We start from the raw sequence: 26,074 nt of genomic DNA on the forward strand, positions 1-26,074 counted from the left end.
GAGAATTATTATGAAGTTAACAAAAACGCACTATGAAATTATAAAATTTGTGATAGTCGGTGGGATTAATACGCTTGATTATTATCTCGTGTACTTAATATTATTAAAGTTATTTAATGTACATTATATGCTGAGTCATATTATAGGTTTTGTAGTGAGTTTTATTATTTCTTACTATTTAAATTGTTATTTTGTTTATAATGTAAAACCAACTTTGAAAAAGTTTTTAAGTTTCCCTTTAACACAAGTTGTGAATATGGGAATGCAAACATTATTCTTATATGTTTTTGTAAGATGGTTTAATTTTCCATCTGAAATCGCACCGTTTGTAGGATTAATTGTTACCATACCAATTACATTTATATTATCAAAATGGTTATTGCGTGATAAATAAATTGTACTCATGCGCCTTTTAATGATCTAAACACAGATTCATTAGAGGGCGTTTTTTAGCGGTGGTTAATTGAATAATTAGGCTTAGCTAAAAAATAAATTAGCATATTTATACAAAAATTATAGAAATAAAAAAACGTTGTAATTCAAAAATTCATGGCTCATACTATTGATATTAACGCTTTTAAGGTGGGTAAAAGATGTCTCAAAGTGAAAATCTAAAGTTAGCTCAAAGAGGCGCGTATCTAAGTTTAGTTGTATATATTATTCTATCCATTTCTAAATATATTACCGGTTTTGTATACGATTCAGCAGCAGTAAGGGCAGACGCTTTAAATAATATGACCGATATTATAGTATCAATTGCGGTGATTGTAGGACTTAAGATTTCTATCAAGCCGGCTGATAAGAACCATCCTTATGGCCATTTGAAATCTGAGAATATTTCAACATTATTAGTATCATTTATTATTATGTTTGTAGGGATACAAGTTGTAATTGAAAATGCCCCTCGCATATTTACACATGAACATAACACACCTAATGCCATTACGATTGTTATCAGCTTAATCAGTGGTATCATAATGCTTGGTGTTTATGCAATTAACCATCGCTTAGCTAAAAAAACAAAAAGTAGTTCTTTAGATTCAGCAGCAAAAGACAATATGTCTGATGGGTTAGTAAGTATTGGGACAGCAATTGGATTAGTATTTACTCAATTTGGATTATCTATTGTCGATGTTATTTTAGCCACACTATTAGGCTTACTCATTATTTATACTGGTTTCGGTATTTTCAAAGATTCTATCTTTGCTTTAAGCGATGGTTTTAATGAAAAGGATTTAGAAGATTATCGTAATGAGGTATTAGAAGTCAAAGATGTGAAAGATGTAAAAAATGTAAAAGGCCGTTATCATGGCAGTAGTATCTTTTTAGATGTCACAATAGTGGTAGACGCACATTTATCATTACAAGAAGCGCATGAAATCTGCGATAGAGTGGAGACCCATTTACATAGCGTAGGTAGTTCTTCAGTATATGTTCATCCAGAACCGGATACATTAGATTAAATAAAAAGGTTCACTATTGAGCAGAGAGCTTAACAGTGAACCTTTTATCTTTACCACCAACCATTGGCTTGTCTGAAGCTAATCGCTGCTTCAATTGAACCATAACGTTCTTTGGCGTATTGAATCATGCCTTTAGTTTGTGTTTCAACTGAACCGTATCCCCAAGATTGGTTCGTTTGACCTAAGCCATGATATTGGCCATTTGAAGCATTTGGATTACCACCAGATTCGGGTAGAACAATGCTTTCCCAAAGCGCTTCTGTTCCCCCCGCTGCAATAAATTGTTCATAAACAGATTGCGTACTTTCGCTTGATGTATTGACACTTGATGTTGAAGCCGATGACGAAGATGATTGATTATATTCATAATTTTGTTGTTGTGATTGAGTTGATGTAAGTTCACTCGCATGTGCTTGTCCAGATTCTATACCGGCCCCACCTAACGAGACCATAGTCATTAATGCAAATATTGTTTTCTTCATAATAAAAAACTCCTTTGTTAATCGGTTAATATTGAGAGCGGTGCCCCAACACAGAGACTTTCGAAAAGAAAGTCTACAAGCAAAGCAAGTTGGGGATATGACGAAATTATTTTGATTTCTGTCCTACTCTCATTTCTCGGTATCCCAATTTATCTTGCTGTCGATTACGGTGACTATACTTTAACACCTTTAGACATGTCATAGGTTACTGCCATATCAAAAGTAATTATCAGAGATGTAAACCAAGTAACAAACATGTCAGTTTTAAGACATTTATGCCAAAGTGATGATAAAAAGCAAAGATTATGAAAAATATTGAAATAGTTTTATAATGAAATTATTAGAGAAAGAGGCACTCAGATACTTAGCACAAAGAAGAAATTTTCAAGCCTCGTTTTACTTTTCAAAAGAGTATAACGAAGTCAATACAGGAAGGTGTTTTATATGCCAAAATTAATCTTATGCCGTCACGGACAAAGTGAATGGAATGCTAAAAACTTATTTACAGGTTGGGAAGATGTACAATTATCTGATCAAGGTCGAGAGGAAGCGATTAAATCTGGCCGTAAGTTAAAAGAGAGCGGTATCGAAATTGATGTGGCGTATACATCATTATTAACAAGAGCCTTAGAAACAACGCATTATTTATTAGCTGAATCTGACCAACAATGGATTCCGGTTCATAAAAGTTGGCGTTTGAATGAGCGACACTATGGTAAATTACAAGGTTTAAATAAAGATGAAGCGCGTAAAGAATTTGGTGAAGAACAAGTACATCAATGGCGTCGTTCATATGACGTGAAACCTCCAGCGGAAACTGAAGAACAACGCGAATCATATTTACAAGACCGCCGTTATCGTCATTTAGACCACCGCATGATGCCATATTCTGAAAGTTTAAAAACGACGCTTGAACGTGTTGTACCGATTTGGACTGATAGAATCTCACAACATTTATTAGATGGAGAAACTGTGTTAGTTGCCGCACACGGTAATTCAATTCGTGCGCTTATCAAATATTTAGATAATATTTCTGATGAAGATATTGTCGGCTATGAAATTAAAACAGGTGCACCATTAATTTATGAATTAGATGAACAATTAAACGTTACAGATCATTATTATTTATAATTTTCTATTGAAAAGAGTGGATTGGAATTCTTTATAATTAGAAAGATTTCCAATCCACTCTTTTTTTAGGAGTTAAATGTTAAAAATGCGTGTAGTTTGCAATTAAGTTTTATGAACTACAATAAAGTGATTTTTAAATGACTGTATGAAAAGTCACTTATTTACGTTTATGTTGCTTAATTATTTTTAAAGCACGTTTACGCGTTTTAATGTTGGGACTGTTTAAATTGCGGCGTGCCGTCTGTAAATCTTGTTTCATATTTGGGCCTCCTTTTCTAAAAGAATAAAGGAAATTACGTTCTTTGTAAATAGTAATAATTACGATTTATAAAATTTACAACTATTGATGTGAAAATTAAACCTAAATCTGTATAATAAGCAACAGTATCTGACACTTAGCTTCTTGAGAATGGAGGAAAACAATGTCGCATAAAAGAAAATTGGCAATGATTTATACAATGTTGTTAGGCGGTTTCTTTGGATTATTAAATGAAACTTTACTAACGACTGCGTTGCCACGAATTATGAAAGATTTTAAGATAGAATATTCGCAAGTGCAATGGCTCACGACGGCCTTTCTATTAACTAATGGGGTAGTTGTCCCGTTATCGGCGTTCATTATTCAACGTTATACGACGAGACAAGTGTTCTTAACAGGCATCGTGATCTTCTTAATAGGAACGTTATTAGGCGGTTTTAGCCCGAACTTTACAATCTTATTAATTGCGCGCGTCATCCAAGCGTTAGGCTCAGGTATCATGATGCCACTGATGATGACCACGATACTTGATATTTTTGAACCACATGAACGTGGTAAATATATGGGCTTCTTTGGTTTGGTTATCGGTCTAGCGCCAGCTATAGGACCAACATTATCTGGTTATTTAGTTGAATATTTTAACTGGAGATCACTATTCCATGTCGTAGCTCCAATTTCAGCAATTACATTTATTCTTGCTCTGAAAATTGTTAAAAATGTGGGCACAAACGTTAAAGCACCAATTGATATCATTTCAATTATCTTATCTATTCTAGGATTTGGCGGATTACTATATGGTGTAAGTTCAATTTCACATGATGGCTGGAATAATCCGATTGTTCTATTAACGGTTATAGGTGGCATCATCTTAGTAGGATTATTTATTTGGAGACAACAACGTCTTGAAACACCTTTGCTTAGCTTTAAAGTGTTTAAAAATAAGGAATTTGCGGTCGGTTTATCAATCATGGCAGCGACTATGATTTCAATGATTGGCTCTGAAACAGTGTTACCCATGTTTGTGCAAAACGTCTTAAATCGCACACCTGTAGATTCAGGATTAATATTACTTCCAGGTGCGATTGTTATGGCCATAATGTCGATGATATCTGGATGGTTATATGAAACCTTCGGCGCTAAAATATTAGCTATTATCGGTATGTTAATTGTTATTGTCACGACATCTTACTTTGTCTTTATGGATGAACATACTTCGACCATCATGCTCGCAACGATTTATGCGGTTCGTATGATTGGTATTGCTTTAGGATTAATGCCAGTCATGACCCATACTATGAATCAATTGACACCGGAATTAAATGCTCATGGTTCTTCGATGACAAATACGCTTCAACAAATTTCTGGTTCCATTGGTACTGCGGGCTTAATTACTATTCTAAGTTCAGCTAGTAAAAGTTTTAAGCCAACGATGAGTGACTATCAAGGGATGAATAAGCAAGACATGATGCATCAAATACAACTTGATGCAACGTTGCATGGTTATCATGCTGGTTTCTTATTCGCAGTAGGTATTACCGTTATCAGTTTGTTGTTAACTTTTCTCATTAAAAGTAAAAAGAAAGTCAAAGCTGAGGCGCAAAATCATTAAGCGTGTTGAGTGATAGTTGATAATATCCAAACATTCTGAACACTTGATATGACGCAAATTATTATTGACTATTCCTACCGTTGAGATTAGAATTAATTTATTCTGACTAATTTAATAGGAATATGGAGGAAATATAGAAATGAAAAGACTTTTATTTGTAGCTTTAGCACTTATCTTCGTGTTAGCTGCTTGTGGTAATAGTGGGTCATCTGATAAAAACAGTGATTCAAAATCTAGTGACAGCAGTAGCGACAAAAAAACTTTAAGAGTAGGTACTGAAGGTACATATGCACCATTCACGTTCCACAACAAAAAAGACGAATTAACTGGTTATGATATTGATGTCATCAAAGCAGTAGCTAAAGAAGAAGGTTACAAACTTAAATTCAATGAAACATCATGGGATTCAATGTTTGCTGGTTTAGACGCTAAACGTTTCGACGTTATTGCTAACCAAGTTGGTATTAACAAAGAAAGAGAAGAAAAATACAAATTCTCTAAACCTTACACTTATTCAAGTGCAGTATTAGTAGTACGTGAAAATGAAAAAAATATTAAATCATTTAATGATGTTAGAAGTAAAAAATTAGCACAAACATTCACATCTAACTACGGTAAATTAGCTAAAGATAAAGGTGCTAATATCACTAAAGTTGATGGCTTCAACCAAGCAATGGACTTATTATTATCTAACCGTGTTGACGGTACATTTAACGATAGCTTATCTTACTTAGATTATAAAAAACAAAAACCTAATGCTAAAATCAAAGCAATTAAAGGTGACGCAGAACAAAGTAAATCAGCATTTACATTTAATAAAAGCGTAGATGACAAAGTAGTATCTGACTTTAATAAAGGCCTTGATAAACTTAAAGAAAACGGTAAATTAGAAGAAATCGGTAAGAAATGGTTCGGTGAAAATGTTTCTGAGCCTAAATAGTCAACAACAACACGCACTTGATGCAGCAGGGCAAGCATTTGGACCGATGTTGGAAGGATTAGTAAAATATTCTATTCCAATTACTATCGTTACGTTTATCTTAGGTTTAATCATTGCTTTATTTACAGCGTTAATGCGTATTTCAAATAGTAAGATATTAAGAGGAATTGCACGTGTCTATGTTTCAATCATCCGTGGTACACCAATGATTGTACAATTGTTTATCATCTTCTATGGTATACCTGAATTAGGTCGATTACTTACAGGTAACGCTGATGAACAATGGACATTATCTTCTGTATTATCAGCTATCATTGGTTTATCTCTTAACGTAGGTGCGTATGCATCTGAAATTATCCGTGGCGGTATTATGTCTATTCCTAAAGGACAAACGGAAGCGGCGTATTCTATTGGTATGAATTATCGTCAAACTATTCAACGTATTATTTTACCTCAAGCAATTCGTGTATCGATTCCAGCTTTAGGTAATACGTTCTTAGGATTAATTAAAGATACATCTCTTTTAGGATTTATCTTAGTAGCTGAAATGTTCCGTAAAGCTCAAGAAGTTGCTTCTACAACATATGAATATTTCACAATTTATATTCTAGTAGCAGTAATGTATTGGGTAGTATGTTTCATTATTTCAGTGATTCAAAGCTTCTATGAATCATATATTGAAAGAGGGTATAGCTCATGATTGAATTAAGTGGTATCCATAAATCATTCAATGATAAAGAAGTCATTAAAGGCATTGATTTAAACGTTGGTAAAGGGGAAGTTGTGACGCTTATTGGCCGATCAGGTTCTGGTAAAACAACGTTACTACGTATGATTAATGCCTTAGAGATTCCAACTGAAGGTAATGTAACAGTTAACGGAGTAAGCTATACAGCTGACAACAAGAAGTCTCAAATTAATGTTCGTAAACAATCAGGTATGGTTTTCCAAAGTTACAATCTCTTCCCGCATAAATCAGCATTGGAGAATGTGATGGAAGGTTTAGTAACTGTTAAGAAAATGAATAAAGCGGATGCTAAAGAGAGAGCGATGAGTTTATTAGAAAAAGTTGGATTAACAAGCGTTAAAGACCAACGTCCTCACGCTTTATCGGGTGGTCAACAACAACGTGTGGCGATTGCAAGAGCACTAGCTATGAATCCCAAGGTCATGTTGTTTGATGAACCAACATCTGCATTAGATCCTGAATTGGTCAATGACGTATTGAGAGTAATTAAAGAATTAGCAGAAGAAGGCATGACCATGGTTATTGTGACACATGAAATGCGCTTTGCGAGAGAAGTTTCAAATAAAATCGTCTTCATTCATGAAGGTAGAATTGGTGAACAAGGTTCTCCAGATGAGGTGTTTAATCATCCTAAAACAGAAGAACTTCGCAGATTCTTAAATGTAATTAATGAAGAATAGTAAAAATATAACCACGTTATAGAGAAGTGAAAATTCTCTATAACGTGGTTTTTTATTGAATCTATTTAAAATGAAATTATCTTCTGCGTTCTAATAATTTTTGAGCGCGATAAGCGAATGGTTTAATTGGTTTAATAAAGTCTCCAATGTATTCATATACATTAGCATTGAAGCCTTTTTTAAATTGTTGTACACCATAGTCCTCGGCATCTTCATTGAAGTCTCCTGTGATACCGTAGAAGTTATAGCGATCAATATTATGTTCTTTAGCGAATTTAATCATTTCCCATTGTAAACGGTAAGCACCCATATATGCATTGTATTTAGGGTTAGAGCCACTTGATAAGTAATAAACTTCGTGATCGTTATAAATATAAAGTGCAGCTGCTAGATTTAATATTTCGCCTTCTGCAGCAATTTTTTCTTTTGTTTCATTGAGCTTACGTTCATTACTATTTAATTGTTGCTCAACTTGTGTTTTCTTATTTTTATTCTTCTTAGAATTAGGACTTTCTTTTAATGCTTCATCGACATCAGCCAATTGTTTTGTTAAATCATCATGTTTTTGTTGAAGAGTAGATAAATAGTCTTTTAAATCGATATAAGCAAGTTTTAACATTGCATGGTCTTGGTAAGTCTTTTGCATTTCATAGAAATAAGGTTTATCTCTAAATTTGAAACCGTGCTTTTCTTCTGCCATTTGGAACAATTCAAAGAATGTATCTGTTTCTTCCATAGGTAATGTTCTAACTTTAACGCCCATTTCATATGTCTTTTTAATATTACGGCGTGTTTGATAATCCATTTCTTTTAATAATTGATCTTCAGATTTATCATTAAGGTCAAGAACAGATAGCCAACGGATTTGACTCATTGTACTATAACCTACGGACCAACCTTGATGTTTATAGCCTAAATCTTCTAACGTTTTAATAACGGCACGATTATCATAGCTTTCTAAAATTTCGCCGTCTGCATTTCTTAAATTTTCTAAAATATAAGGATCAACTAAGACGAATAAGCAATTTTGTTTTTTTAAATAGTCTGTTAATGATTTAAAGAAAAAATGAACTAATTTAATATCACTATAATCCATTACTGGACCGCGGTGAGTATAGAAATATTTATAGATTTTTAAAGCACGGGCTTCAGTCATTAAAGTTCCAGCAATAACGTTGCCTTCCTCATCTTTGACACCTACAATATGGACATCATGTTTCATTTCACTTCTATTGTCATAATGAATACGTGATTGAGTGTAATGTGAAAAATTTTCTGATGTAAATTTTCCAAATTCTTCAGGTGTTAAATTAACGAATTTCATACATATCTACTCCTCTGTCTTTTTAAGAATTCTAATCTATTCTATCAAAATAACCGTATTATTACACATAATTTATTATTATATTTAGTCATACTTTAGTAGTATATTGAATTATTTTTTTAAAATAATAACTTGAAAAATTATAAAAAATTGATTTTTAATCATCTAGCGCTCACGTCAAAAGCGTTGTATGATAGAATTTGCAGTAATAGTATTATTGGAAGTTGATAATATACCGAACTGAGTTGTAGGAGTGAATTTAATTGAAGAAATTAATTGTAACGATAAGTGTATGTGCACTGCTATTAGTAGGGTGTGGCAATGATAAATACACTGATAAAATAGATAAAGCGGTGAAGTTACAAGATCAGAAACAAGAGCGACTTGCAAAGAATGACCAAGGCGATGTGGTCAAACACTTTGATAAAAAAGACGCCAATATCTACGTATTTGAAAAAGGGAAGTACGTAGTATTAGCGTATAAGCCTTTGAGTAACAATGAAGAAGTGCATTACTATACATATCAATTTGATGGTAAGAAGGCGACATATTTAGAGGATTTTGATACCAAAAAATATATTGATGGTCACGATCCAGACTATAAAGAAGAAAATATGAATTAATATCATGACTAAAGGAGCATCTATGAAGAAGATATTATTAGCGGGTGGTGCATTTATCGTATTACTTCTTGTTATTGGTGCATGCTCAAATAATAAGAAAGAACAAACACCGCCTAAAACTAAAAATGGCAAAATATTAATAGTAGAATATGGAGATTTTAAATGTCCGTATTGTAAAAAAGTGGAAGAAAAAGTGATGCCTACCATTAAAAAAGAATATATTGATACGAATAAAGTGGAATATCAATTTGTGAATGCTGGATTTTTAGCGCAAGATTCTTTAGTAGGCTCAAGAGCTGGCAATGCAGTAGAAAAAATTGCACCTAAAGAATATTTAACTTTTCAACATAACATTTATGCTCAACAACAAGATGAAGATAAAAAGTGGTTAACTGAGGACTTCTTAGATAAAGAAATAGATAAATTAGATATTGCACAAAATGATAAAGCGCGTATTAAAGAAGAATATAAAACAAAAAACAGCGACGCATGGAAAAAAGCAGATGAGCAGAAAAAACAAACGAAAGAAAATCACATCAAATCTGTACCAACAGTATTTATTAATGGTAAAAAAGTAGACGATCCATACAAATTAGAAAACTGGAAAAAATATTTATAGTTATATGACTGTTATAAACAGAGTGCATTAAATTCAAAAATGAATTTAATGTACTCTGTTTTTTTATGATGTACTTGCTATTTGAGAAAATAACGTCTATACTTTTAAATCGTAATCATTACTATTTAGGAGGAGCAACATGAGAAAAATTATAAGTATCACTGTATTAGTTACGATTTTAGTCCTAAGCTTAGTAGCTTGTGGAAAGTCAGATCAGTCAAAAGACACAAGTAGTAGTAAAGATGGAAAAATCAATGTGTCTACAACAGTTTATCCATTACAATCGTTTATTCAACAAATTGGTGGGGACCATGTGAATGTATCTTCAATTTATCCCGCTGGTACAGATTTACATGATTATGAACCTACACAAAAAGACATTTTAAATGCAAATAAATCTGATTTGTTTGTATATACTGGTGATGATTTAGATCCAGTTGCAAAGAAAATTGCTAGTACCATCAAAGAAGATAAGAAGAAATTATCTCTTCAAAAAGGATTAGATAAAGCAAAATTATTAACGGATCAACATGAACATGGTGATGAAGACCACGAACATGAAAAGGGGCATGAACATCATCATCACGGTGGCTATGATCCGCATGTTTGGTTAGATCCAAAAATGGACGAAGTCTTTGCTAAGGAAATCAAAGAGCAGTTAATTAAAAAAGACCCTCAACATAAAGCTGAGTATGAAAAAAATTATAAAAAATTAATGAGTGATTTAAATAATATTGATACATCAATGAAAGAAATTACTAAAGATAAACAAGGAAATGCCGTATTTATTTCTCATGAATCACTAGGTTATATTGCAAATCGTTATGGCTTTGTTCAAAAAGGTATTCAAAATATGAATGCAGAAGATCCATCACAAAAAGAACTGACAAAATTAGTAAAAGAAATTAAAGATAATAATGTGAAATACATACTGTATGAAGATAATGTAGCGAATAAAGTTACAGAGACGATTCGTAAAGAAACTAATGCAGAACCGTTAAAATTCTATAATATGGAGTCATTAAATAAAGAACAACTTAAAGATAAAAGTATAAGTTATCAAAAACTAATGCATGACAATATTAAAGCGTTAGATAAAGCTTTAAATACTAATATGAAACTTAAGGATTCTAAAGCGGAACATAAATATGATAAAGCCATTTCAGAAGGCTATTTCAAAGATAATCAAGTGAAAGACCGTCAATTATCTGATTATGCGGGTAAGTGGCAATCAGTTTATCCATATTTAAAAAATGGTGATTTAGATGAAGTAATGAAACATAAAGCTGAAGAGGATTCATCTAAATCTGCTCAAGAATATAAAAAGTATTATGAAAATGGTTATAAAACAGATATTTCAAATATAAATATTGAAGGAAATCACATTAGTTTTACTAAAAATGGGAAAACAGAAACTGGAGAATACGAATATATTGGCTACAAAATTTTAGATTATAAAAAAGGAAATCGTGGTGTAAGATATATCTTTAAATTAGTAGATAACGAAGATAAAAATAACGCGCTTCCTACTTATGTACAATTTAGCGATCATAATATTTATCCTAAGAAAGCAGAACATTTCCATATTTTCATGGGAAATGATAACAATAAATTGTTGAAAGAGATGAATCATTGGCCAACATATTATCCAGCTCATTTAAACAAAGAAGAAATTGAACATGAAATGTTAGAACACTAAAATAGAATTCATTTTACTTGTATTTTTCATGAAGTTAATTTATTATACTAAGTATAATAAGTATACAAAAAATGAAACATGATTTAGTAGTTTCATAATTTAACTATTGGAGGTATGCTAACATGGCTAATTTTAATTTAGATCCAGTGCATTCAGGGGTTAACTTTTCAATTCAACACTTAGTAGTATCAAATGTTAAAGGTCGTTTTAATGACTTTGATGCTGACATTACAGGCGATTTCAATGACTTAAGTTCATTACAAGGGACTTTTACAGTACAAGCCAATTCAATCGATACTAAAGTAGAAGATCGCGATAACCATCTTAAAGGCGCGGATTTCTTAGATGTTGAACAATATCCAGAAATTAAATTTGAAATTACTAAAGTCGATGACCACTCAGTAACTGGTAACTTGACTATGAAAGACCATACGCAAGAAGAAACATTTGACTTAGACTTCAAAGGTATTAGCTTAAATCCATTAAACGGTAAAAACACAGCTGGTTTAGTCATTACTGGTAAAATCGACCGTGAACAATACGGTATCACTTTCAACCAACAATTAGAGACTGGTGGTTTCTTATTAGGCAAATCATTAGATGTTGAATTTGATTTAGAATTTCCTATTGAAGAATAATATTTCTGACAATCTATCTATGCAGATTTAAACAGATGAGGTGTTTACCTTATCTGTTTTTTTGTTATATTTATAGAGATAAATTGTTAAATTTTGTAAGAATAAAGCTTTTTGAAAATGAGGGAAGTAAATAATGACAATTAAAATAAAAGATAACAAGATGATATTCTCAAGAACATTTGATGCACCAGTTGAACAAGTATTTGATGCTTACACAAAGAAAGAATTATTTGAACAATGGTTTCATCCACAAGGGGCGACAACGAAAGTATTCACGTTTAATGCTGTAACTGGCGGGCAAGCATTTTTTGCAATCGAAACGCCTGAACATACGAGTCACACACTTACAGAATATAAAAAAGTGAACAAACCATATTACATCGAATACTTTGATTTCTTTGCGACACCTCAAGGTGAGAAAGATACACGCCTGCCTGGTATGCATATCTTTATGGATTTCGAAGACGAAGGCAATCGTACTACTGTGACATCTACTTCTGAATTTCCAACAAAAGAAGCGGCGCAACAAGCAATTCACATGGGTGTTGAAGCGGGAATGAATTCGACACTTGACCAATTAGAGAAATTGTTGGAATCATAAAAACGTCACTAGGATGTCAATTTTTATAAGCAATTTTAAGTTATAATGTAGGGGAAAAGAGGATGATATGATGAAACAACGCTATTTAAAAGTACTTGCATTATTTTCAGTAAGTACATTAATTCCTACATTATTATTTAATTCAAAATGCCTAAATAATGGTGCGATTAAATATGTTCTAAGAACAGCATTAGGGTATGGCATTTTTGCGAGTGGTTTACATTATTTATCTAAATTCAAACGCACACGCTAAACATTTATCGAGATGTAGTTTAATTGAAACTGCATCTCGTTTTTTGTTTATAAGAAAATTTAATTTTATCTATCTCTTTATAAATAATTTATATATAATTGTAAAATATACAATTATATATTGTAGGGGGTTAAGTAATCAATGTTGGAAAATCACAAACATGTAGAGGATACATATGCAACAAGACATATCGTTGAAGCTGTAGTAGACCAAGTTCAAATGAAACAAGTCATGGCTAAGAAAACACCTGGAAGATATTTGTTAAAAGCAATGATGTCAGGATTTTTATTGGCAATCGTGACCGTATTTATGTTAGCTGTTAAAACTCAATTTTCGGGGACAAATGAGGGTTTAGTGAATTTGTTAGGTGCTATTTCATTTAGCTTAGCATTAGTATTAATCGTTCTAACCAATTCAGAGTTACTTACAAGTAATTTTATGTATTTGACAGTGGGCTGGTACTATAAAGCAATTACAGTGAATAAAATGATTATTATTTTCTTATTCTGTTTCTTAGGAAATATTATTGGCGGATTCATTTTATTCTTCTTAATGAAAGGGACACACGTCATGACGCCAGAGATGATTGCAGCTTTAAGCAAAACAGTACATGCTAAAACAGTAGAATCATCATGGTTAAACATTTTAGTTAAAGCGATATTCTGTAACTTCTTTATAAACATTGGCATTTACGTTTCAATGTTATTTAAAGAGGGACTTGCAAGAGCATTCTTTATTGCTGTCGGTGTTATTGTCTTTGTATTTATGGGCTATGAACACGTTGTTTTCAACGCCGGTTTATATGCAGGAATGATGTTCTATAACATTGATGCATTATCATGGTTAGACGTATTAAAAAATATCGTCTTTGCATTTATCGGTAACTACATCGGTGGAGGTATCTTTGTAGGTCTTGTATACGCTTATTTAAATGGTAAACGCGATAGTTTTAGTACAAAATAAATAGACAAAATTAACGAGATGATTTAGTTGAATAAAAAATTATCTCGTTTTTTTATAGGTTGACTTAATTCTCTAAAAAACATATCATTTTAATCAACATTAACATGATTCATTAAAATATTGTGGTTTAGTGATTCATTTTCAAAAAAGAAAGGGATGAGGGGATTGGTAGCAAATATTTTAGTAGCACACGGTATGCGCAAAGGAGACCAAAATAAAGCACTAGGTGACTTCCTAGAACATCTATTAAGTGATGAAACATATAATTATGAATTGGCGTTTATTGAAAGTGAAGAAAAAAGTATCGAGAATACTATTGGCCGATTGATTGATCAAGGAGAAACAGAATTTAAAGTAGTTCCTTTATTAATTTTTTCAGCGATGCATTATATTGTCGATGTGCCAAATATTTTAGAAAGTATTAAGCAAGCGCATCCTCATATTCGTTATGAAATTAGTGAGCCTCTCGGAACACATGATTACATGGTGGATTTAGTTGAAAAGCGTATTAATGACGTACATATTGATGGTACAACTAACTACGCGATTGTATTAATCGCGCATGGTAGCTTCTCATATACTAAAGCGCATGATGAACTTAAAGAATTTAGTGAAAAGTTAACACAAACAGCACCAATTTATTGTCGTACGTTGTACGGGGATATCACATTTAGAAATGACCTCGACCAACTATCACGTGACTATGATGAACTCATTGTCGTGCCGATGTTTTTATATGATGGACGATTAGTAAATAAAGTAAAACGCCTGATTTCAGAAATGGATATTGAAGGCACACTACATATTACACCATCCATTAATTTCGATAACATACTTAAACTTATTATTAGTGAACGTTTAGACCAACTGTATATATAAATTTTTAAGACTCTCTTACTGAAAAAGTAGGGGAGTTTTTTCATGTTTCAAGCAAAAAATAAAGTATTAGGGAATTCCCTATTTTTTAAAAATATGTGAAAAAAATCACAAAATTAACTGAAATTGTTATAAAATAGCAGTGAAGAAAGTAGTTGCAAATTCGCAATAATAATAAATTTATAATTTTAATCATTATAAATGACTAAATATTAAGTGGTAAAAGGGGCATATTTTATGACTAAACAAAAGCTTGTAATGATTGGTAATGGTATGGCAGGCCTTAGAACAATAGAAGAAATATTAGAACGCTCAAACTCAATGTTTGATATTACAATCATCGGCAAAGAACCTTATCCAAACTACAATAGAATTATGTTGTCTAACATTTTACAAAAGAAAATGACAGTCGAAGAAACTATTATGAATCCTTATGAATGGTATGAGGAAAACAATATTCGATTAATTGTAGATGACCCGGTAGAAGCAGTTGATAAAGCAAATCAAACTGTGACAACTTCTAAGGGTGTAGAAGTTCAATATGATATTTGCATTTTTGCGACAGGTTCAAGCGCGTTTGTATTACCTATCCCAGGTTCAGATTTACCTAGTGTTATCGGATGGCGCACAATTGAAGATACTGAACGTATGATTGAAATAGCTAAAACTAAAAAACGCGCAGTTGTTATAGGTGGTGGCCTACTTGGTTTAGAATGTGCACGTGGTTTAATGGACCAAGGTATGGATGTCACTGTTTTACATTTAGCTGAATGGTTAATGGAAATGCAACTTGATCGCAAAGCCGGCGAAATGCTAAAAGCAGATTTAGAACGTCAAGGTATGAATATTGAATTACAAGCAAATTCGAAAGAAATCATTGGTAATGAAGATGTTGAAGCGATTAAATTAGCTGATGGTCGCGTGATTAAAACGGATTTAGTAGTCATGGCGGTGGGTATTCGTCCATTCACTAACGTTGCAAAATCAGCAGGATTAGAAGTGAATAGAGGAATTGTCGTAAATGATTATTTACAAACATCTGATCCTAATATTTATGCTATAGGTGAGTGTGCGGAACATGCTGGTAAAGTATATGGTTTAGTAGCACCACTATATGAGCAAGGTAAAGTGCTTGCAGACTTTTTAACTGGTAAAGAGACAGAAGGTTATAAAGGTTCTACTACATTTACTTCATTAAAAGTCTCTGGTTGTGATTTATATAGTGCGGGTCAAATTGTTGAAAATGAAGATGTCCAAGGTATCGAAATCTTTAATAGCGTAGATAATATTTATAAAAAAGTATATTTAAGCAACGGAGAAGTAGTCGGCGCAGTATTATACGGTGATACTGATGATGGTTCAAGATTTTATAGCATGATGAAGAAACACGAATCTTTAGAAGATTATACGTTAGTCTCTTTACTTCATAAAGGGGGCGAAGAGGCAACAACTTCAATTGCTGATATGGCTGATGATGAAACAATATGTGGTTGTAATGGTGTCGATAAAGGAACCATTGTTAATGCGATTACTACTAAAGGATTAACATCTGTTGACGAAGTGACTAAGGCGACGAAAGCAGGTAATTCTTGTGGTAAATGTAAAGGTCAAATCGGTGAACTTTTAAAATGTACATTAGGTGATGACTTTGTTGCAGCGAAACCTACAGGTATTTGTGCTTGTACCGATTTAACACGCGATCAAATTGTTACTCAAATCAGAGCTAAAGGACTTAAAACATCTAAAGAAGTACGTCACGTCCTTGATTTTAAAGATAAAAATGGTTGTCCAAAATGTCGTCCAGCAATCAACTATTATTTAAATATGGTTTACCCTCATGATCATCAAGATGAAAGAGAATCACGCTTTGCGAATGAACGATACCACGCCAATATTCAAAACGATGGTACATTCTCAGTTATTCCACAAATGCGTGGGGGTGTGACAGATGCGGATCAATTGATTCGATTAGGCGAAGTAGCTAAAAAATATAATGTACCTTTAGTAAAAGTGACAGGCTCACAACGTGTTGGTTTATATGGATTGAAAAAAGAAGAACTGCCTAAAGTATGGGCAGACTTAGGCATGCGTTCTGCTTCAGCTTACGGTAAGAAAACACGTTCAGTTAAAAGTTGTGTAGGTAAAGAATTCTGTCGATTTGGTACCCAATATACTACACGTTTAGGTATTCGCTTAGAAAAAACATTTGAATATATCGATACCCCTCATAAATTTAAAATGGGCGTGTCAGGTTGCCCACGTAGTTGTGTAGAATCAGGTGTTAAAGATTTCGGTGTTATTTCTGTAGAAAATGGTTACCAAATTTATATTGGAGGTAACGGTGGTACTGATGTAACAGTAGGTAAACTTTTAACTACTGTTGAAACAGAAGATGAAGTAATTCAATTATGCGGCGCTTTAATGCAGTATTATAGAGAAACTGGTATTTATGCTGAAAGAACTGCACCATGGCTTAACCGTTTAGGCTTTGACAATGTTAAAGAAGTCTTACTTGATCCAGAACGACAAAAAGAATTATTCGATAGAATTATGGATGCTAAAAAAGCAATTGATGGTCATGGCGAACCTTGGTCAGCTATCGTTGAAAATAAAGATGCACAAAAAATCTTTGAAGTTGAGAAGGTGTAAAGGATGAAAGCAATGGAAAAAGTAAAAGTGACTACACTAGAAGAATTAACGCCATTAATCGGGAAAAAAGTCATCGTTGAGGATAAACAAATTGGCATTTTCCTAACAGAGAGTGGGGAAATCCACGCTATCAATAATATCTGTCCACATAAGCAAGGACCTTTATCAGAAGGGACAGTGAGTGGCGAGTTTGTGTACTGTCCTCTTCATGATCAAAAGATTGATTTGAGAAACGGAGAGGTTCAAGAACCTGATACAGGTTGCGTAGAAACATATAAAGTTGAAGTACATGACGGAGACGTCTACGTATGTCTTTAAATGCAGAACCGAAAGTCTATTTAATCGGGGCAGGTCCAGGTAACCCTAATCTGTTAACTAAAAAAGCTGAGCGCATCCTTCGTAAAGCAGATGTGATACTTTATGATCGTCTCGTCAATCCATTAATTATTCAGTATGCATCACCTTCAACTGAAGTGATAGATGTCGGTAAAAAACCTTATGCGAAACACATACAACAAGAAGAAATCAATTTAAAGATTGTTGAAGCGACGAAAAGACATCGTATCGTTGTTCGTTTAAAAGGTGGAGATCCAGCTATTTTTGGACGCGTCACTGAAGAAATTGATACTTTGAAAGCGCATGGTATCTCGTATGAAATCGTTCCAGGTGTAACGTCAGCAAGCGCAGCCGTAGCTAACATGGATATAGGTCTAACCATGCGAAGTATTGCGCCAAGCGTGACGTTCTCAACCGGTCATTTTAAAGATTCTATTAATCGTGAAACAGATATTCGGAATCTCATTAATGGCGGTACATTAGCTATCTATATGGGTATCAAACGACTGAATCATATTATTAAGCAAATCACTGTCTATACCAACGAAGATTATTCAATTGCGATTGTGTTTAATGCGACTTGCTATAACCAGAAGGTCATCATTGGCAAACTTAGTACGATTGAAGCGCAGTTACAACAGCTCAATTTAGAAAGTGAACCAGGTATTTGTATTCTTGGCGCGATGGTTGAATATATTGATAAAGACAAAGTGGAACAAAGTGAAGCACAACACGATGAAACATTATATATCATTAATGGTTCGAAAGATGAAGCATTGTTAACTGCTGAAGACCTTTCGGAAAAGGGGAAACATTGTCTACTCGCATATGATGATAGTTACCATAAATCACAACAATGGTTATATCAAAGTATAATAGACAAACATCATTTTAAATTTATCGAAACTACATATTAAGCATTTCAGCTTTATATCTTAATTCATAGTCATACAGAACAGTGATCATTTATCACTTCTGTATGACTATTTTTTATTTATAGAAAATGTATCGACGTTGCATGTCTTTTTAGGGATTCTTCTATATGAAATAGGTATTTCCCTAATATATTTACTTTGTGAAAAAATGTACAATTAACTTGAATTAATAAGTAATTAACATATAACGTAACAAGCTAAATACCTTGCTCGGTAGGAGGATTTATATAAATGGGAAAATTTGGATTAAATTTTTTTAAACCAACTGAAAAATTTAATGGTAATTGGTCAGTACTTGAAAGCAAAAGTAGAGAATGGGAAAAAATGTATCGTGAAAGATGGAGTCATGACAAAGTCGTTAGAACGACACATGGTGTGAACTGTACAGGCTCATGTTCATGGAAAGTCTTTGTTAAAAACGGCGTCATCACATGGGAAAATCAACAAATTGATTATCCTAGTTGTGGGCCAGATATGCCTGAATTTGAACCTCGTGGATGTCCACGTGGTGCCTCATTTTCATGGTATGAATATAGCCCGTTACGTGTTAAATATCCATATATTAGAGGTAAATTATTAGAATTATGGACGACAGCTTTAGAAGAAAATAATGGTAACCGTATAGCGGCTTGGGCTTCAATTGTTGAAGATGAAGATAAAGCTAAAGCATATAAAGAAGCACGTGGTATGGGTGGTCATGTACGCTCTAATTGGAAAGACGTTACGGACATTATTGCTGCTCAAATCTTATATACAATTAAAAAAGATGGTCCAGATAGAATCGCTGGATTTACACCAATACCAGCTATGTCGATGATCAGTTATGCAGCAGGGGCAAGATTCATTAATTTACTAGGTGGTGAAATGCTTAGTTTCTATGACTGGTATGCTGACTTGCCTCCTGCATCTCCACAAATTTGGGGTGAACAAACAGATGTGCCTGAATCAAGTGACTGGTACAACGCTTCTTATATTATTATGTGGGGTTCTAACGTACCATTAACACGTACACCGGATGCTCATTTTATGACAGAAGTAAGATACAAAGGAACTAAAGTTGTTTCAGTAGCACCTGACTACGCAGAGAACGTTAAATTTGCAGATAACTGGTTAGCACCAAATCCTGGAACGGATGCTGCGGTAGCACAAGCCATGACACACGTTATCTTACAAGAATTTTATGAAGATCACCCAAGTGAAATGTTCATCAATTATTCTAAACAATATTCAGATATGCCATTCGTGATTATGTTGGATGAAGATGAAAATGGTTATAAAGCAGGAAGATTCTTACGTGCCAGTGACTTAGGAATGGAAAGTGACAATAGTGAATGGAAACCAGTTATCCATGACACGATTAGCCATCAATTTGTCGTACCAAATGGCACAATGGGCCAACGTTGGGAAGAAGGCAAAAAATGGAATTTGAAATTAGAAACAGAAGATGGCACTAAAATAAATCCTGCAATGTCAATGGCTGAGGAAGATTATGAACTTAAAATAATTCAATTCCCATTCTTTGATAGTAAAGGAGATGGCATCTTTGAAAGACCGATTGCTACAAGGAAAGTAACATTAGCAGACGGTAAAGAAGTATATGTAGCGACAGTCTACGATTTAATGACAAGTCAATATGGGATTAAACGCTTCAATCACGAATTAGAAGCAAAGTCGTATGATGATAAAGAATCTAAATATACACCAGCTTGGCAAGAAAGTGTGACAGGTATTAAACCAGAATTAATCACACAAGTAGCAAGAGAATTTGCACAGAACGCTATTGATACTAAAGGACGCTCAATGATTATCATGGGTGCTGGTATTAACCACTGGTTCAATTCGGATACGATTTACCGTGCCGTTTTAAACTTAGTTCTATTATGTGGTTGCCAAGGTGTTAATGGTGGCGGTTGGGCGCACTATGTTGGACAAGAGAAATGTCGTCCTATTGAAGGTTGGAATACTGTCGCTTTCGCCAAAGATTGGCAAGGTCCACCACGTTTACAAAATGGTACAAGTTGGTTCTACTTCGCAACAGACCAATGGAAATATGAAGAATCAAATGTTGATAAATTAAAATCACCATTAGCTCAAAATATTAAGCATCAACATCCAGCTGATTACAATGTTACAGCTGCTAGATTAGGATGGTTACCTTCATATCCTCAATTTAATAAAAACAGCTTATTGTTTGGGGAAGAAGCTAAAGACGCGGGCGATGACTCTAATGAAGCAATTTTAAAAAGAGCAATTGACTCTGTTAAGAATAAAGAAACTCAATTTGCAGTTGAAGATCCTGATTTAAGAAAAAATCATCCTAAAACATTATTTGTATGGCGTTCAAATTTAATTTCAAGTTCAGCTAAAGGCCAAGAATACTTCATGAAACATTTATTAGGTACACGTTCAAATTTAATTTCAAGTTCAGCTAAAGGCCAAGAATACTTCATGAAACATTTATTAGGTACACGTTCAGGTTTAATGGCTGAACCTAATGAAGAAGATAAACCAGAAGAAATTAAATGGCGCGAAGAGACAGTAGGGAAATTAGATTTACTCGTATCATTAGACTTCCGTATGACAGCAACACCGCTTTATTCAGATATTGTGTTGCCGGCTGCGACTTGGTATGAAAAACACGATTTATCATCAACAGATATGCATCCATTTGTGCATCCCTTCAATCCAGCAATCGATCCATTATGGGAATCACGTTCAGACTGGGATATTTATAAAACATTAAGTAAAGCAGTTTCTGAAATGGCTAAAGATTATTTACCAGGCACATTTAAAGATGTGGTGACATCACCACTAGGTCATGACTCTAAACAAGAACTTGGCTCAGAATACGGTATTGCTAAAGATTGGTCTAAAGGTGAAGTCGAAGCTATTCCAGGAAAAACAATGCCAAACTTCTCAATTGTAGAGCGTGATTATACAAAAATTTATGATAAATACGTCACTTTAGGACCTTTACTTGAAAAAGCAAAAGTGGGTGCACATGGCGTAAGTTATGAAGTCAAAGATGAATACAATGAACTGAAAAGTATGGTAGGTACATGGAACGATGAAGATGAAAACTCAGTGAGAAATAATCGTCCACGTATTGATACTGCACGTAAAGTAGCCGATGCAATATTAAATATTTCATCAGCAACGAATGGCAAATTATCTCAAAAATCATATGAAGATTTAGAAAATCAAACAGGTATGAAATTAAAAGATATTTCTAAAGAACGTGCGTCAGAAAAGATTTCATTTTTAAATATTACATCACAACCTCGTGAAGTCATACCGACCGCTGTGTTTCCAGGTTCAAATAAAAATGGACGTAGATATTCTCCATTTACAACAAATATTGAACGCTTAGTGCCATTTAGAACTTTAACAGGTAGACAAAGTTATTACATCGATCATGAAGTCTTCCAACAATTTGGAGAAAGTTTACCGGTATATAAACCAACATTGCCACCTATGGTCTTTGGAGCAAGAGATAAGAAAGTGAAAGGTGGACAAGATGCTTTAGTTTTACGTTACCTTACACCACATGGTAAATGGAATATCCACTCAACATACCAAGACAATGAACGTATGTTGACATTATTTAGAGGTGGCCCAGTAGTGTGGTTATCAAATGAAGATGCTGAAGAACATGGCATCAATGATAATGATTGGCTAGAAGTTTATAACCGTAATAGCGTAGTAACTGCTAGAGCCGTAACCTCACATCGTATGCCTAAAGGCACAATGTTTATGTACCATGCACAAGATAAACATATTGAAACACCAGGATCAGAAATTACTGATACACGTGGTGGTTCACACAATGCACCAACAAGAATTCACTTAAAACCTACACAACTTGTAGGTGGTTATGCACAAATTAGTTATCACTTTAACTACTATGGTCCAATTGGAAATCAAAGAGATGTTTATGTAGCCGTAAGAAAAATGAAGGAGGTAAATTGGCTTGAAGATTAAAGCGCAGATTGCAATGGTGTTAAATTTAGATAAATGCATAGGTTGCCACACTTGCAGCGTAACATGTAAAAACACTTGGACGAACCGTCCAGGTGCAGAATACATGTGGTTTAACAACGTAGAAACTAAACCAGGTGTAGGATATCCAAAACGATGGGAAGACCAAGAACATTATAAAGGTGGATGGGTCTTAAATAAAAAAGGAAAATTAGAACTTAAAACGGGGAGTCGTTTATCAAAAATTGCTTTAGGTAAAATCTTTTACAACCCTGATATGCCTCTTATTAAAGATTATTATGAACCATGGACATATAACTATGAACATTTAACAACTGCGAAAGAAGGTAAACATTCACCGGTAGCCAAAGCACATTCAATCATCTCAGGTGATAAATTGGATCTTGAATGGGGTCCTAACTGGGAAGACGATTTAGCAGGTGCGCATATCACAGGTCCAGAAGATCCTAATATTCAAAAAATCGAAGAAGATATTAAATTCCAATTCGATGAAACATTTATGATGTATTTACCTCGTTTATGTGAACATTGTTTAAATCCTAGTTGCGTCGCTTCATGTCCTTCAGGTGCAATGTACAAACATGATGAAGATGGTATTGTTTTAGTGGACCAAGATGCTTGTCGTGGTTGGCGCTACTGTATGACAGGTTGCCCTTATAAAAAAGTTTACTTCAACTGGAAGACTAATAAAGCAGAGAAATGTACATTCTGTTTCCCAAGAATTGAAGCAGGTTTACCTACAGTATGTTCAGAAACATGTGTAGGTAGAATGAGATACTTAGGTGTACTTTTATATGATGCTGATAGAGTACATGAAGCTGCATCTGCTGAAAATGAACAAGATTTATATGAAAAACAATTAGATATATTCTTAAACCCATTTGATGAAGAAGTAATTGAACAAGCTGAAAAAGATGGCATTAGTTATGAATGGATTGAAGCAGCACAAAACTCACCAGTGTATAAATTAGCAATTGAATATAAAATTGCATTCCCATTACATCCAGAGTATAGAACAATGCCTATGGTTTGGTATTGTCCACCACTTAGTCCTATCATGAGTTATTTTGAAGGGAAAAATGCTGGCCAAAATCCTGATATGATTTTCCCAGCGATTGAGGAAATGCGCTTACCAATCGAGTATTTAGCTAATTTATTCACAGCAGGTGATGTACAACCTGTTAAAGAAGCACTTCAAAAAATGGCCATGATGAGAAGTTATATGCGTTCTCAAATCACTGGTAGAGAATATGATAGTTATAAACTTGAACGACTTGGTTTGTCAGAAATTCAAATTCAAGAAATGTATCGTTTATTAGGTTTAGCAAAATATGAAGATCGTTTCGTCATTCCAACATCTCATAAAGAAACGTATTTAGATACGTATCATGCACAAGGCAGCCAAGGATATGGCGGAGAATACTTCGGAGATAATTGTGAAGGTTGTGGCGTAGCAGTAGGTTCAGGAAAAACAGGACAAGAAATTTATAATGATAATTTCTATGGAGGTATCTTCCGTGATTAATTTACAACAATTTCTATATTATCAAAAAAGTTTCGGTTACATTGCGCAACAATTGAATTTTCCTGAAAAACTAACGTTTCATCCAAAGACTTTCAACGAAACAATTGATGAATCTCATCCAGGCTATGAAGACTTAGTAAAATACCGTGAAATTATGCATCAATTCTCGTTATCAGAAATTAAAGCAATTTATACAGATACATTTGATTTTAATAAAAAAACGCCGCTTTATATGACTTACAACAAGTTTGATACGCAAAAAGAACGTGGTCAAATGTTGGCTAAATTGAAAGTCTTATATGAAATGTTTGGATTAGAGATGGCTAGTAATGAGTTATCAGATTATCTACCTTTAATGTTGCAATTTTTACATGTAGCACAATGGCAAAATGATCCACGTGCTGAAGGAAATATTGAACTCGTCATTATGATTATTGAAGATGGTACGTATGAAATGGCGAATCAATTGGCACAAGATAATAACCCATATGTATACGTGATTCGTGCACTGCGCAATACACTTAAAGCATGTTTAAATATTCCAAATGAGGTGACGTCTCATGCTTAATCAATTTTTATGGATTATCTTTCCATATCTATGTGTAGCTATTTTTGTAGTAGGGCATATTGCACGTTATAAATATGATCAATTCTCATGGACAGCTAAATCAAGTGAATTGATTGAGAAGAAACAACTTAAATGGGGAAGTTTATTATTTCATTTAGGTATCATTCCAGTATTCTTTGGCCACGTGGTAGGTTTAGCTATTCCAGCTAAATGGATAGATGGCTTAGGTGTAAGTGAAGAGATGTATCACTTCGGCGCTGTTTATATCGGTAGTATCTTTGGTATAATAACATTTATTGGTATGTTACTTTTAACGGCAAGACGTATTACTATCAAAAATGTTCGAAGATTAAGTTCAGCTTCAGATATTTTTGTGAACTTTTTATTAATATTAATTATTTTCATGGGTTGTTATTCAACTTTAGTGACGAATGCGATAGTAAGTGATTTTGATTATCGTCAAACGATTTCTATTTGGTTTAGACATCTCTTCACATTTTCACCTAATGCGAGTTTAATGACTGACGTACCGCTATCATTTAAGATGCATATTTTACTTGGATTTACGATTTTAGCTTGTTGGCCATTTACGCGATTAGTACATGTGTGGAGCGTGCCTTTATCCTATACGAATAGAAGATATATCATTTACCGCAGACATAAAACACGCTCATGATGATGAAAGGAGATACGCAAGTGCCCATTGAACCTTTGATTCAAGAAGAGGCTTTTCAAGACGAATTAAATCGTTTAAGAATAGAGGAAGGATATGATTTTGCAGGGGTGGCATTATATGAATATTCATCCACTTCTTCCCCTATTAAATGGCGTTATGTATCTGGAAGTTTAAATGATCGTTATAAATTAATTATTTTGAGAAAAGGTCGTGGATTAGCTGGAATGGTGATGAAAACAGCGAAACGTATGGTCATGTCACAAGTTTCCCATACTTTGACACCTGGAGAGAAAATTAAATATCCTATCTTAGTTAGTGAAGAATTGACAGCAGTGATTGCGATACCTCTATGTCACAAACAACAAGTATGCGGAGTGTTATTATTAGGACAACGTGACGAAAAACCACTTCCTGATAATCATAATTTAAATATTAGTGGCAAATTATGGGCATTTACTGAAGAAATGTAGGTGATCAA

General features: G+C 33.7%; 26 protein-coding genes. 23 read left to right on the top strand and 3 right to left on the bottom strand.

The window, feature by feature from the left end; all coding sequences use genetic code 11:
• The first annotated feature begins 10 nt into the window (after positions 1–10).
• Together E2558_RS06545 and E2558_RS06550 are read left to right on the top strand one after the other, a co-directional pair.
• The gene (locus tag E2558_RS06545; RefSeq protein WP_126565587.1) at positions 11–394 is read left to right on the top strand and encodes a GtrA family protein; all 384 of its coding nucleotides are present in this window, start codon (positions 11–13) and stop codon (positions 392–394) included.
• A gap of 199 nt (positions 395–593) precedes the next feature.
• A complete protein-coding gene (locus E2558_RS06550; protein ID WP_126565588.1) occupies positions 594–1,463 on the top strand; it encodes a cation diffusion facilitator family transporter in 870 nt (289 codons plus the stop codon).
• Between the two features lie 50 nt (positions 1,464–1,513).
• Here the strand turns inward: E2558_RS06550 and E2558_RS06555 are convergent, their stop codons facing one another.
• Positions 1,514–1,945: an aggregation-promoting factor C-terminal-like domain-containing protein gene (locus E2558_RS06555; RefSeq protein WP_126565589.1), complete on the bottom strand. Its 432-nt coding sequence runs from the start codon at positions 1,943–1,945 to the stop codon at positions 1,514–1,516.
• 444 nt (positions 1,946–2,389) lie between these two features.
• Here E2558_RS06555 and E2558_RS06560 point away from each other — a divergent pair, with 444 nt between their 5' ends.
• On the top strand, positions 2,390–3,076 hold the full coding sequence (locus E2558_RS06560; RefSeq protein WP_126565590.1) for a 2,3-diphosphoglycerate-dependent phosphoglycerate mutase: 687 nt from the start codon (positions 2,390–2,392) through the stop codon (positions 3,074–3,076).
• Between the two features lie 157 nt (positions 3,077–3,233).
• On the opposite strand, the gene E2558_RS06565 is transcribed toward E2558_RS06560, so the two are convergent.
• Positions 3,234–3,335 carry a putative metal homeostasis protein gene (locus E2558_RS06565; protein WP_103298466.1) on the bottom strand — a complete coding sequence of 34 codons (102 nt, stop codon included), beginning with the start codon at positions 3,333–3,335 and terminating at the stop codon, positions 3,234–3,236.
• A 163-nt stretch (positions 3,336–3,498) separates the two neighbouring features.
• On the opposite strand from E2558_RS06565, the gene E2558_RS06570 reads away from it, so the two are divergent.
• From E2558_RS06570 to E2558_RS06585, 4 genes are all read left to right on the top strand, one after another.
• Positions 3,499–4,944 carry an MDR family MFS transporter gene (locus E2558_RS06570; RefSeq protein WP_126565591.1) on the top strand — a complete coding sequence of 482 codons (1,446 nt, stop codon included), beginning with the start codon at positions 3,499–3,501 and terminating at the stop codon, positions 4,942–4,944.
• A gap of 139 nt (positions 4,945–5,083) precedes the next feature.
• Positions 5,084–5,884: a transporter substrate-binding domain-containing protein gene (locus tag E2558_RS06575; protein WP_126565592.1), complete on the top strand. Its 801-nt coding sequence runs from the start codon at positions 5,084–5,086 to the stop codon at positions 5,882–5,884.
• Positions 5,865–6,584: an amino acid ABC transporter permease gene (locus E2558_RS06580; RefSeq protein ID WP_126565593.1), complete on the top strand. Its 720-nt coding sequence runs from the start codon at positions 5,865–5,867 to the stop codon at positions 6,582–6,584. The genes E2558_RS06575 and E2558_RS06580 overlap by 20 nt, the downstream gene beginning before the upstream one ends.
• Positions 6,581–7,312 (top strand): amino acid ABC transporter ATP-binding protein, encoded by a 732-nt coding sequence (locus E2558_RS06585; protein WP_126565594.1) that lies wholly within the window; start codon positions 6,581–6,583, stop codon positions 7,310–7,312. Before E2558_RS06580 ends, E2558_RS06585 begins: the two co-directional genes overlap by 4 nt.
• Positions 7,313–7,388: 76 nt before the next feature.
• Here E2558_RS06585 and E2558_RS06590 read toward each other — a convergent pair whose 3' ends face one another.
• Positions 7,389–8,636: an aminoacyltransferase gene (locus tag E2558_RS06590; RefSeq protein WP_126565595.1), complete on the bottom strand. Its 1,248-nt coding sequence runs from the start codon at positions 8,634–8,636 to the stop codon at positions 7,389–7,391.
• 263 nt (positions 8,637–8,899) lie between these two features.
• Here E2558_RS06590 and E2558_RS06595 point away from each other — a divergent pair, with 263 nt between their 5' ends.
• From E2558_RS06595 to nreA, 16 genes are all read left to right on the top strand, one after another.
• Positions 8,900–9,259 carry a DUF4467 domain-containing protein gene (locus E2558_RS06595; RefSeq protein ID WP_126565596.1) on the top strand — a complete coding sequence of 120 codons (360 nt, stop codon included), beginning with the start codon at positions 8,900–8,902 and terminating at the stop codon, positions 9,257–9,259.
• Between the two features lie 22 nt (positions 9,260–9,281).
• Complete coding sequence (locus E2558_RS06600) at positions 9,282–9,878, top strand: thioredoxin domain-containing protein (protein WP_126565597.1); 597 nt, start codon at positions 9,282–9,284, stop codon at positions 9,876–9,878.
• Between the two features lie 139 nt (positions 9,879–10,017).
• On the top strand, positions 10,018–11,577 hold the full coding sequence (gene adcA / locus E2558_RS06605; RefSeq protein WP_126565598.1) for a zinc ABC transporter substrate-binding lipoprotein AdcA: 1,560 nt from the start codon (positions 10,018–10,020) through the stop codon (positions 11,575–11,577).
• Positions 11,578–11,699: 122 nt separating this feature from the next.
• The gene (locus E2558_RS06610; protein ID WP_126565599.1) at positions 11,700–12,215 is read left to right on the top strand and encodes a YceI family protein; all 516 of its coding nucleotides are present in this window, start codon (positions 11,700–11,702) and stop codon (positions 12,213–12,215) included.
• Positions 12,216–12,348: 133 nt separating this feature from the next.
• Positions 12,349–12,816, top strand: a complete 468-nt coding sequence (locus E2558_RS06615) for an SRPBCC family protein (RefSeq protein ID WP_126565600.1) — start codon at positions 12,349–12,351, stop codon at positions 12,814–12,816.
• 70 nt (positions 12,817–12,886) lie between these two features.
• A complete protein-coding gene (locus tag E2558_RS06620) occupies positions 12,887–13,069 on the top strand; it encodes a hypothetical protein (RefSeq protein ID WP_103297966.1) in 183 nt (60 codons plus the stop codon).
• Between the two features lie 141 nt (positions 13,070–13,210).
• Entirely contained in the window at positions 13,211–14,032 is an 822-nt protein-coding gene (locus tag E2558_RS06625; protein WP_126565601.1) for a formate/nitrite transporter family protein, read from the top strand.
• Positions 14,033–14,197: 165 nt separating this feature from the next.
• Positions 14,198–14,911 (top strand): sirohydrochlorin chelatase, encoded by a 714-nt coding sequence (locus tag E2558_RS06630; protein WP_188349587.1) that lies wholly within the window; start codon positions 14,198–14,200, stop codon positions 14,909–14,911.
• 234 nt (positions 14,912–15,145) lie between these two features.
• Positions 15,146–17,557 (top strand): nitrite reductase large subunit NirB, encoded by a 2,412-nt coding sequence (gene nirB, locus E2558_RS06635; protein ID WP_126565603.1) that lies wholly within the window; start codon positions 15,146–15,148, stop codon positions 17,555–17,557.
• 3 nt (positions 17,558–17,560) lie between these two features.
• Positions 17,561–17,875, top strand: a complete 315-nt coding sequence (gene nirD / locus E2558_RS06640; RefSeq protein WP_126565604.1) for a nitrite reductase small subunit NirD — start codon at positions 17,561–17,563, stop codon at positions 17,873–17,875.
• Positions 17,866–18,810 (top strand): uroporphyrinogen-III C-methyltransferase, encoded by a 945-nt coding sequence (gene cobA, locus E2558_RS06645; RefSeq protein ID WP_126565605.1) that lies wholly within the window; start codon positions 17,866–17,868, stop codon positions 18,808–18,810. Before nirD ends, cobA begins: the two co-directional genes overlap by 10 nt.
• A 249-nt stretch (positions 18,811–19,059) precedes the next feature.
• A complete protein-coding gene (locus tag E2558_RS06650) occupies positions 19,060–22,809 on the top strand; it encodes a nitrate reductase subunit alpha (protein WP_126565606.1) in 3,750 nt (1,249 codons plus the stop codon).
• A complete protein-coding gene (gene narH / locus E2558_RS06655) occupies positions 22,799–24,352 on the top strand; it encodes a nitrate reductase subunit beta (RefSeq protein WP_126565607.1) in 1,554 nt (517 codons plus the stop codon). Before E2558_RS06650 ends, narH begins: the two co-directional genes overlap by 11 nt.
• Positions 24,345–24,920, top strand: a complete 576-nt coding sequence (gene narJ, locus E2558_RS06660; RefSeq protein ID WP_229716390.1) for a nitrate reductase molybdenum cofactor assembly chaperone — start codon at positions 24,345–24,347, stop codon at positions 24,918–24,920. The genes narH and narJ overlap by 8 nt, the downstream gene beginning before the upstream one ends.
• Entirely contained in the window at positions 24,913–25,596 is a 684-nt protein-coding gene (gene narI, locus E2558_RS06665) for a respiratory nitrate reductase subunit gamma (RefSeq protein ID WP_126565609.1), read from the top strand. Before narJ ends, narI begins: the two co-directional genes overlap by 8 nt.
• Before the next feature lie 20 nt (positions 25,597–25,616).
• The gene (gene nreA, locus E2558_RS06670; protein WP_126565610.1) at positions 25,617–26,066 is read left to right on the top strand and encodes a nitrate respiration regulation accessory nitrate sensor NreA; all 450 of its coding nucleotides are present in this window, start codon (positions 25,617–25,619) and stop codon (positions 26,064–26,066) included.
• Positions 26,067–26,074 lie beyond the last annotated feature (8 nt).

This window comes from Staphylococcus pragensis, assembly GCF_004785665.1.
Classification (GTDB): domain Bacteria; phylum Bacillota; class Bacilli; order Staphylococcales; family Staphylococcaceae; genus Staphylococcus; species Staphylococcus pragensis.

Coding starts and splice junctions, on each gene's coding strand:
- E2558_RS06545 (WP_126565587.1), top strand. CDS start 11: ATGAAGTTAACAAAAACGCACTATGAAATTATAAAATTTGTGATAGTC.
- E2558_RS06550 (WP_126565588.1), top strand. CDS start 594: ATGTCTCAAAGTGAAAATCTAAAGTTAGCTCAAAGAGGCGCGTATCTA.
- E2558_RS06555 (WP_126565589.1), bottom strand. CDS start 1,945: ATGAAGAAAACAATATTTGCATTAATGACTATGGTCTCGTTAGGTGGG.
- E2558_RS06560 (WP_126565590.1), top strand. CDS start 2,390: ATGCCAAAATTAATCTTATGCCGTCACGGACAAAGTGAATGGAATGCT.
- E2558_RS06565 (WP_103298466.1), bottom strand. CDS start 3,335: ATGAAACAAGATTTACAGACGGCACGCCGCAATTTAAACAGTCCCAAC.
- E2558_RS06570 (WP_126565591.1), top strand. CDS start 3,499: ATGTCGCATAAAAGAAAATTGGCAATGATTTATACAATGTTGTTAGGC.
- E2558_RS06575 (WP_126565592.1), top strand. CDS start 5,084: ATGAAAAGACTTTTATTTGTAGCTTTAGCACTTATCTTCGTGTTAGCT.
- E2558_RS06580 (WP_126565593.1), top strand. CDS start 5,865: ATGTTTCTGAGCCTAAATAGTCAACAACAACACGCACTTGATGCAGCA.
- E2558_RS06585 (WP_126565594.1), top strand. CDS start 6,581: ATGATTGAATTAAGTGGTATCCATAAATCATTCAATGATAAAGAAGTC.
- E2558_RS06590 (WP_126565595.1), bottom strand. CDS start 8,636: ATGAAATTCGTTAATTTAACACCTGAAGAATTTGGAAAATTTACATCA.
- E2558_RS06600 (WP_126565597.1), top strand. CDS start 9,282: ATGAAGAAGATATTATTAGCGGGTGGTGCATTTATCGTATTACTTCTT.
- adcA (WP_126565598.1), top strand. CDS start 10,018: ATGAGAAAAATTATAAGTATCACTGTATTAGTTACGATTTTAGTCCTA.
- E2558_RS06610 (WP_126565599.1), top strand. CDS start 11,700: ATGGCTAATTTTAATTTAGATCCAGTGCATTCAGGGGTTAACTTTTCA.
- E2558_RS06615 (WP_126565600.1), top strand. CDS start 12,349: ATGACAATTAAAATAAAAGATAACAAGATGATATTCTCAAGAACATTT.
- E2558_RS06620 (WP_103297966.1), top strand. CDS start 12,887: ATGAAACAACGCTATTTAAAAGTACTTGCATTATTTTCAGTAAGTACA.
- E2558_RS06625 (WP_126565601.1), top strand. CDS start 13,211: ATGTTGGAAAATCACAAACATGTAGAGGATACATATGCAACAAGACAT.
- nirB (WP_126565603.1), top strand. CDS start 15,146: ATGACTAAACAAAAGCTTGTAATGATTGGTAATGGTATGGCAGGCCTT.
- nirD (WP_126565604.1), top strand. CDS start 17,561: ATGAAAGCAATGGAAAAAGTAAAAGTGACTACACTAGAAGAATTAACG.
- cobA (WP_126565605.1), top strand. CDS start 17,866: ATGTCTTTAAATGCAGAACCGAAAGTCTATTTAATCGGGGCAGGTCCA.
- E2558_RS06650 (WP_126565606.1), top strand. CDS start 19,060: ATGGGAAAATTTGGATTAAATTTTTTTAAACCAACTGAAAAATTTAAT.
- narI (WP_126565609.1), top strand. CDS start 24,913: ATGCTTAATCAATTTTTATGGATTATCTTTCCATATCTATGTGTAGCT.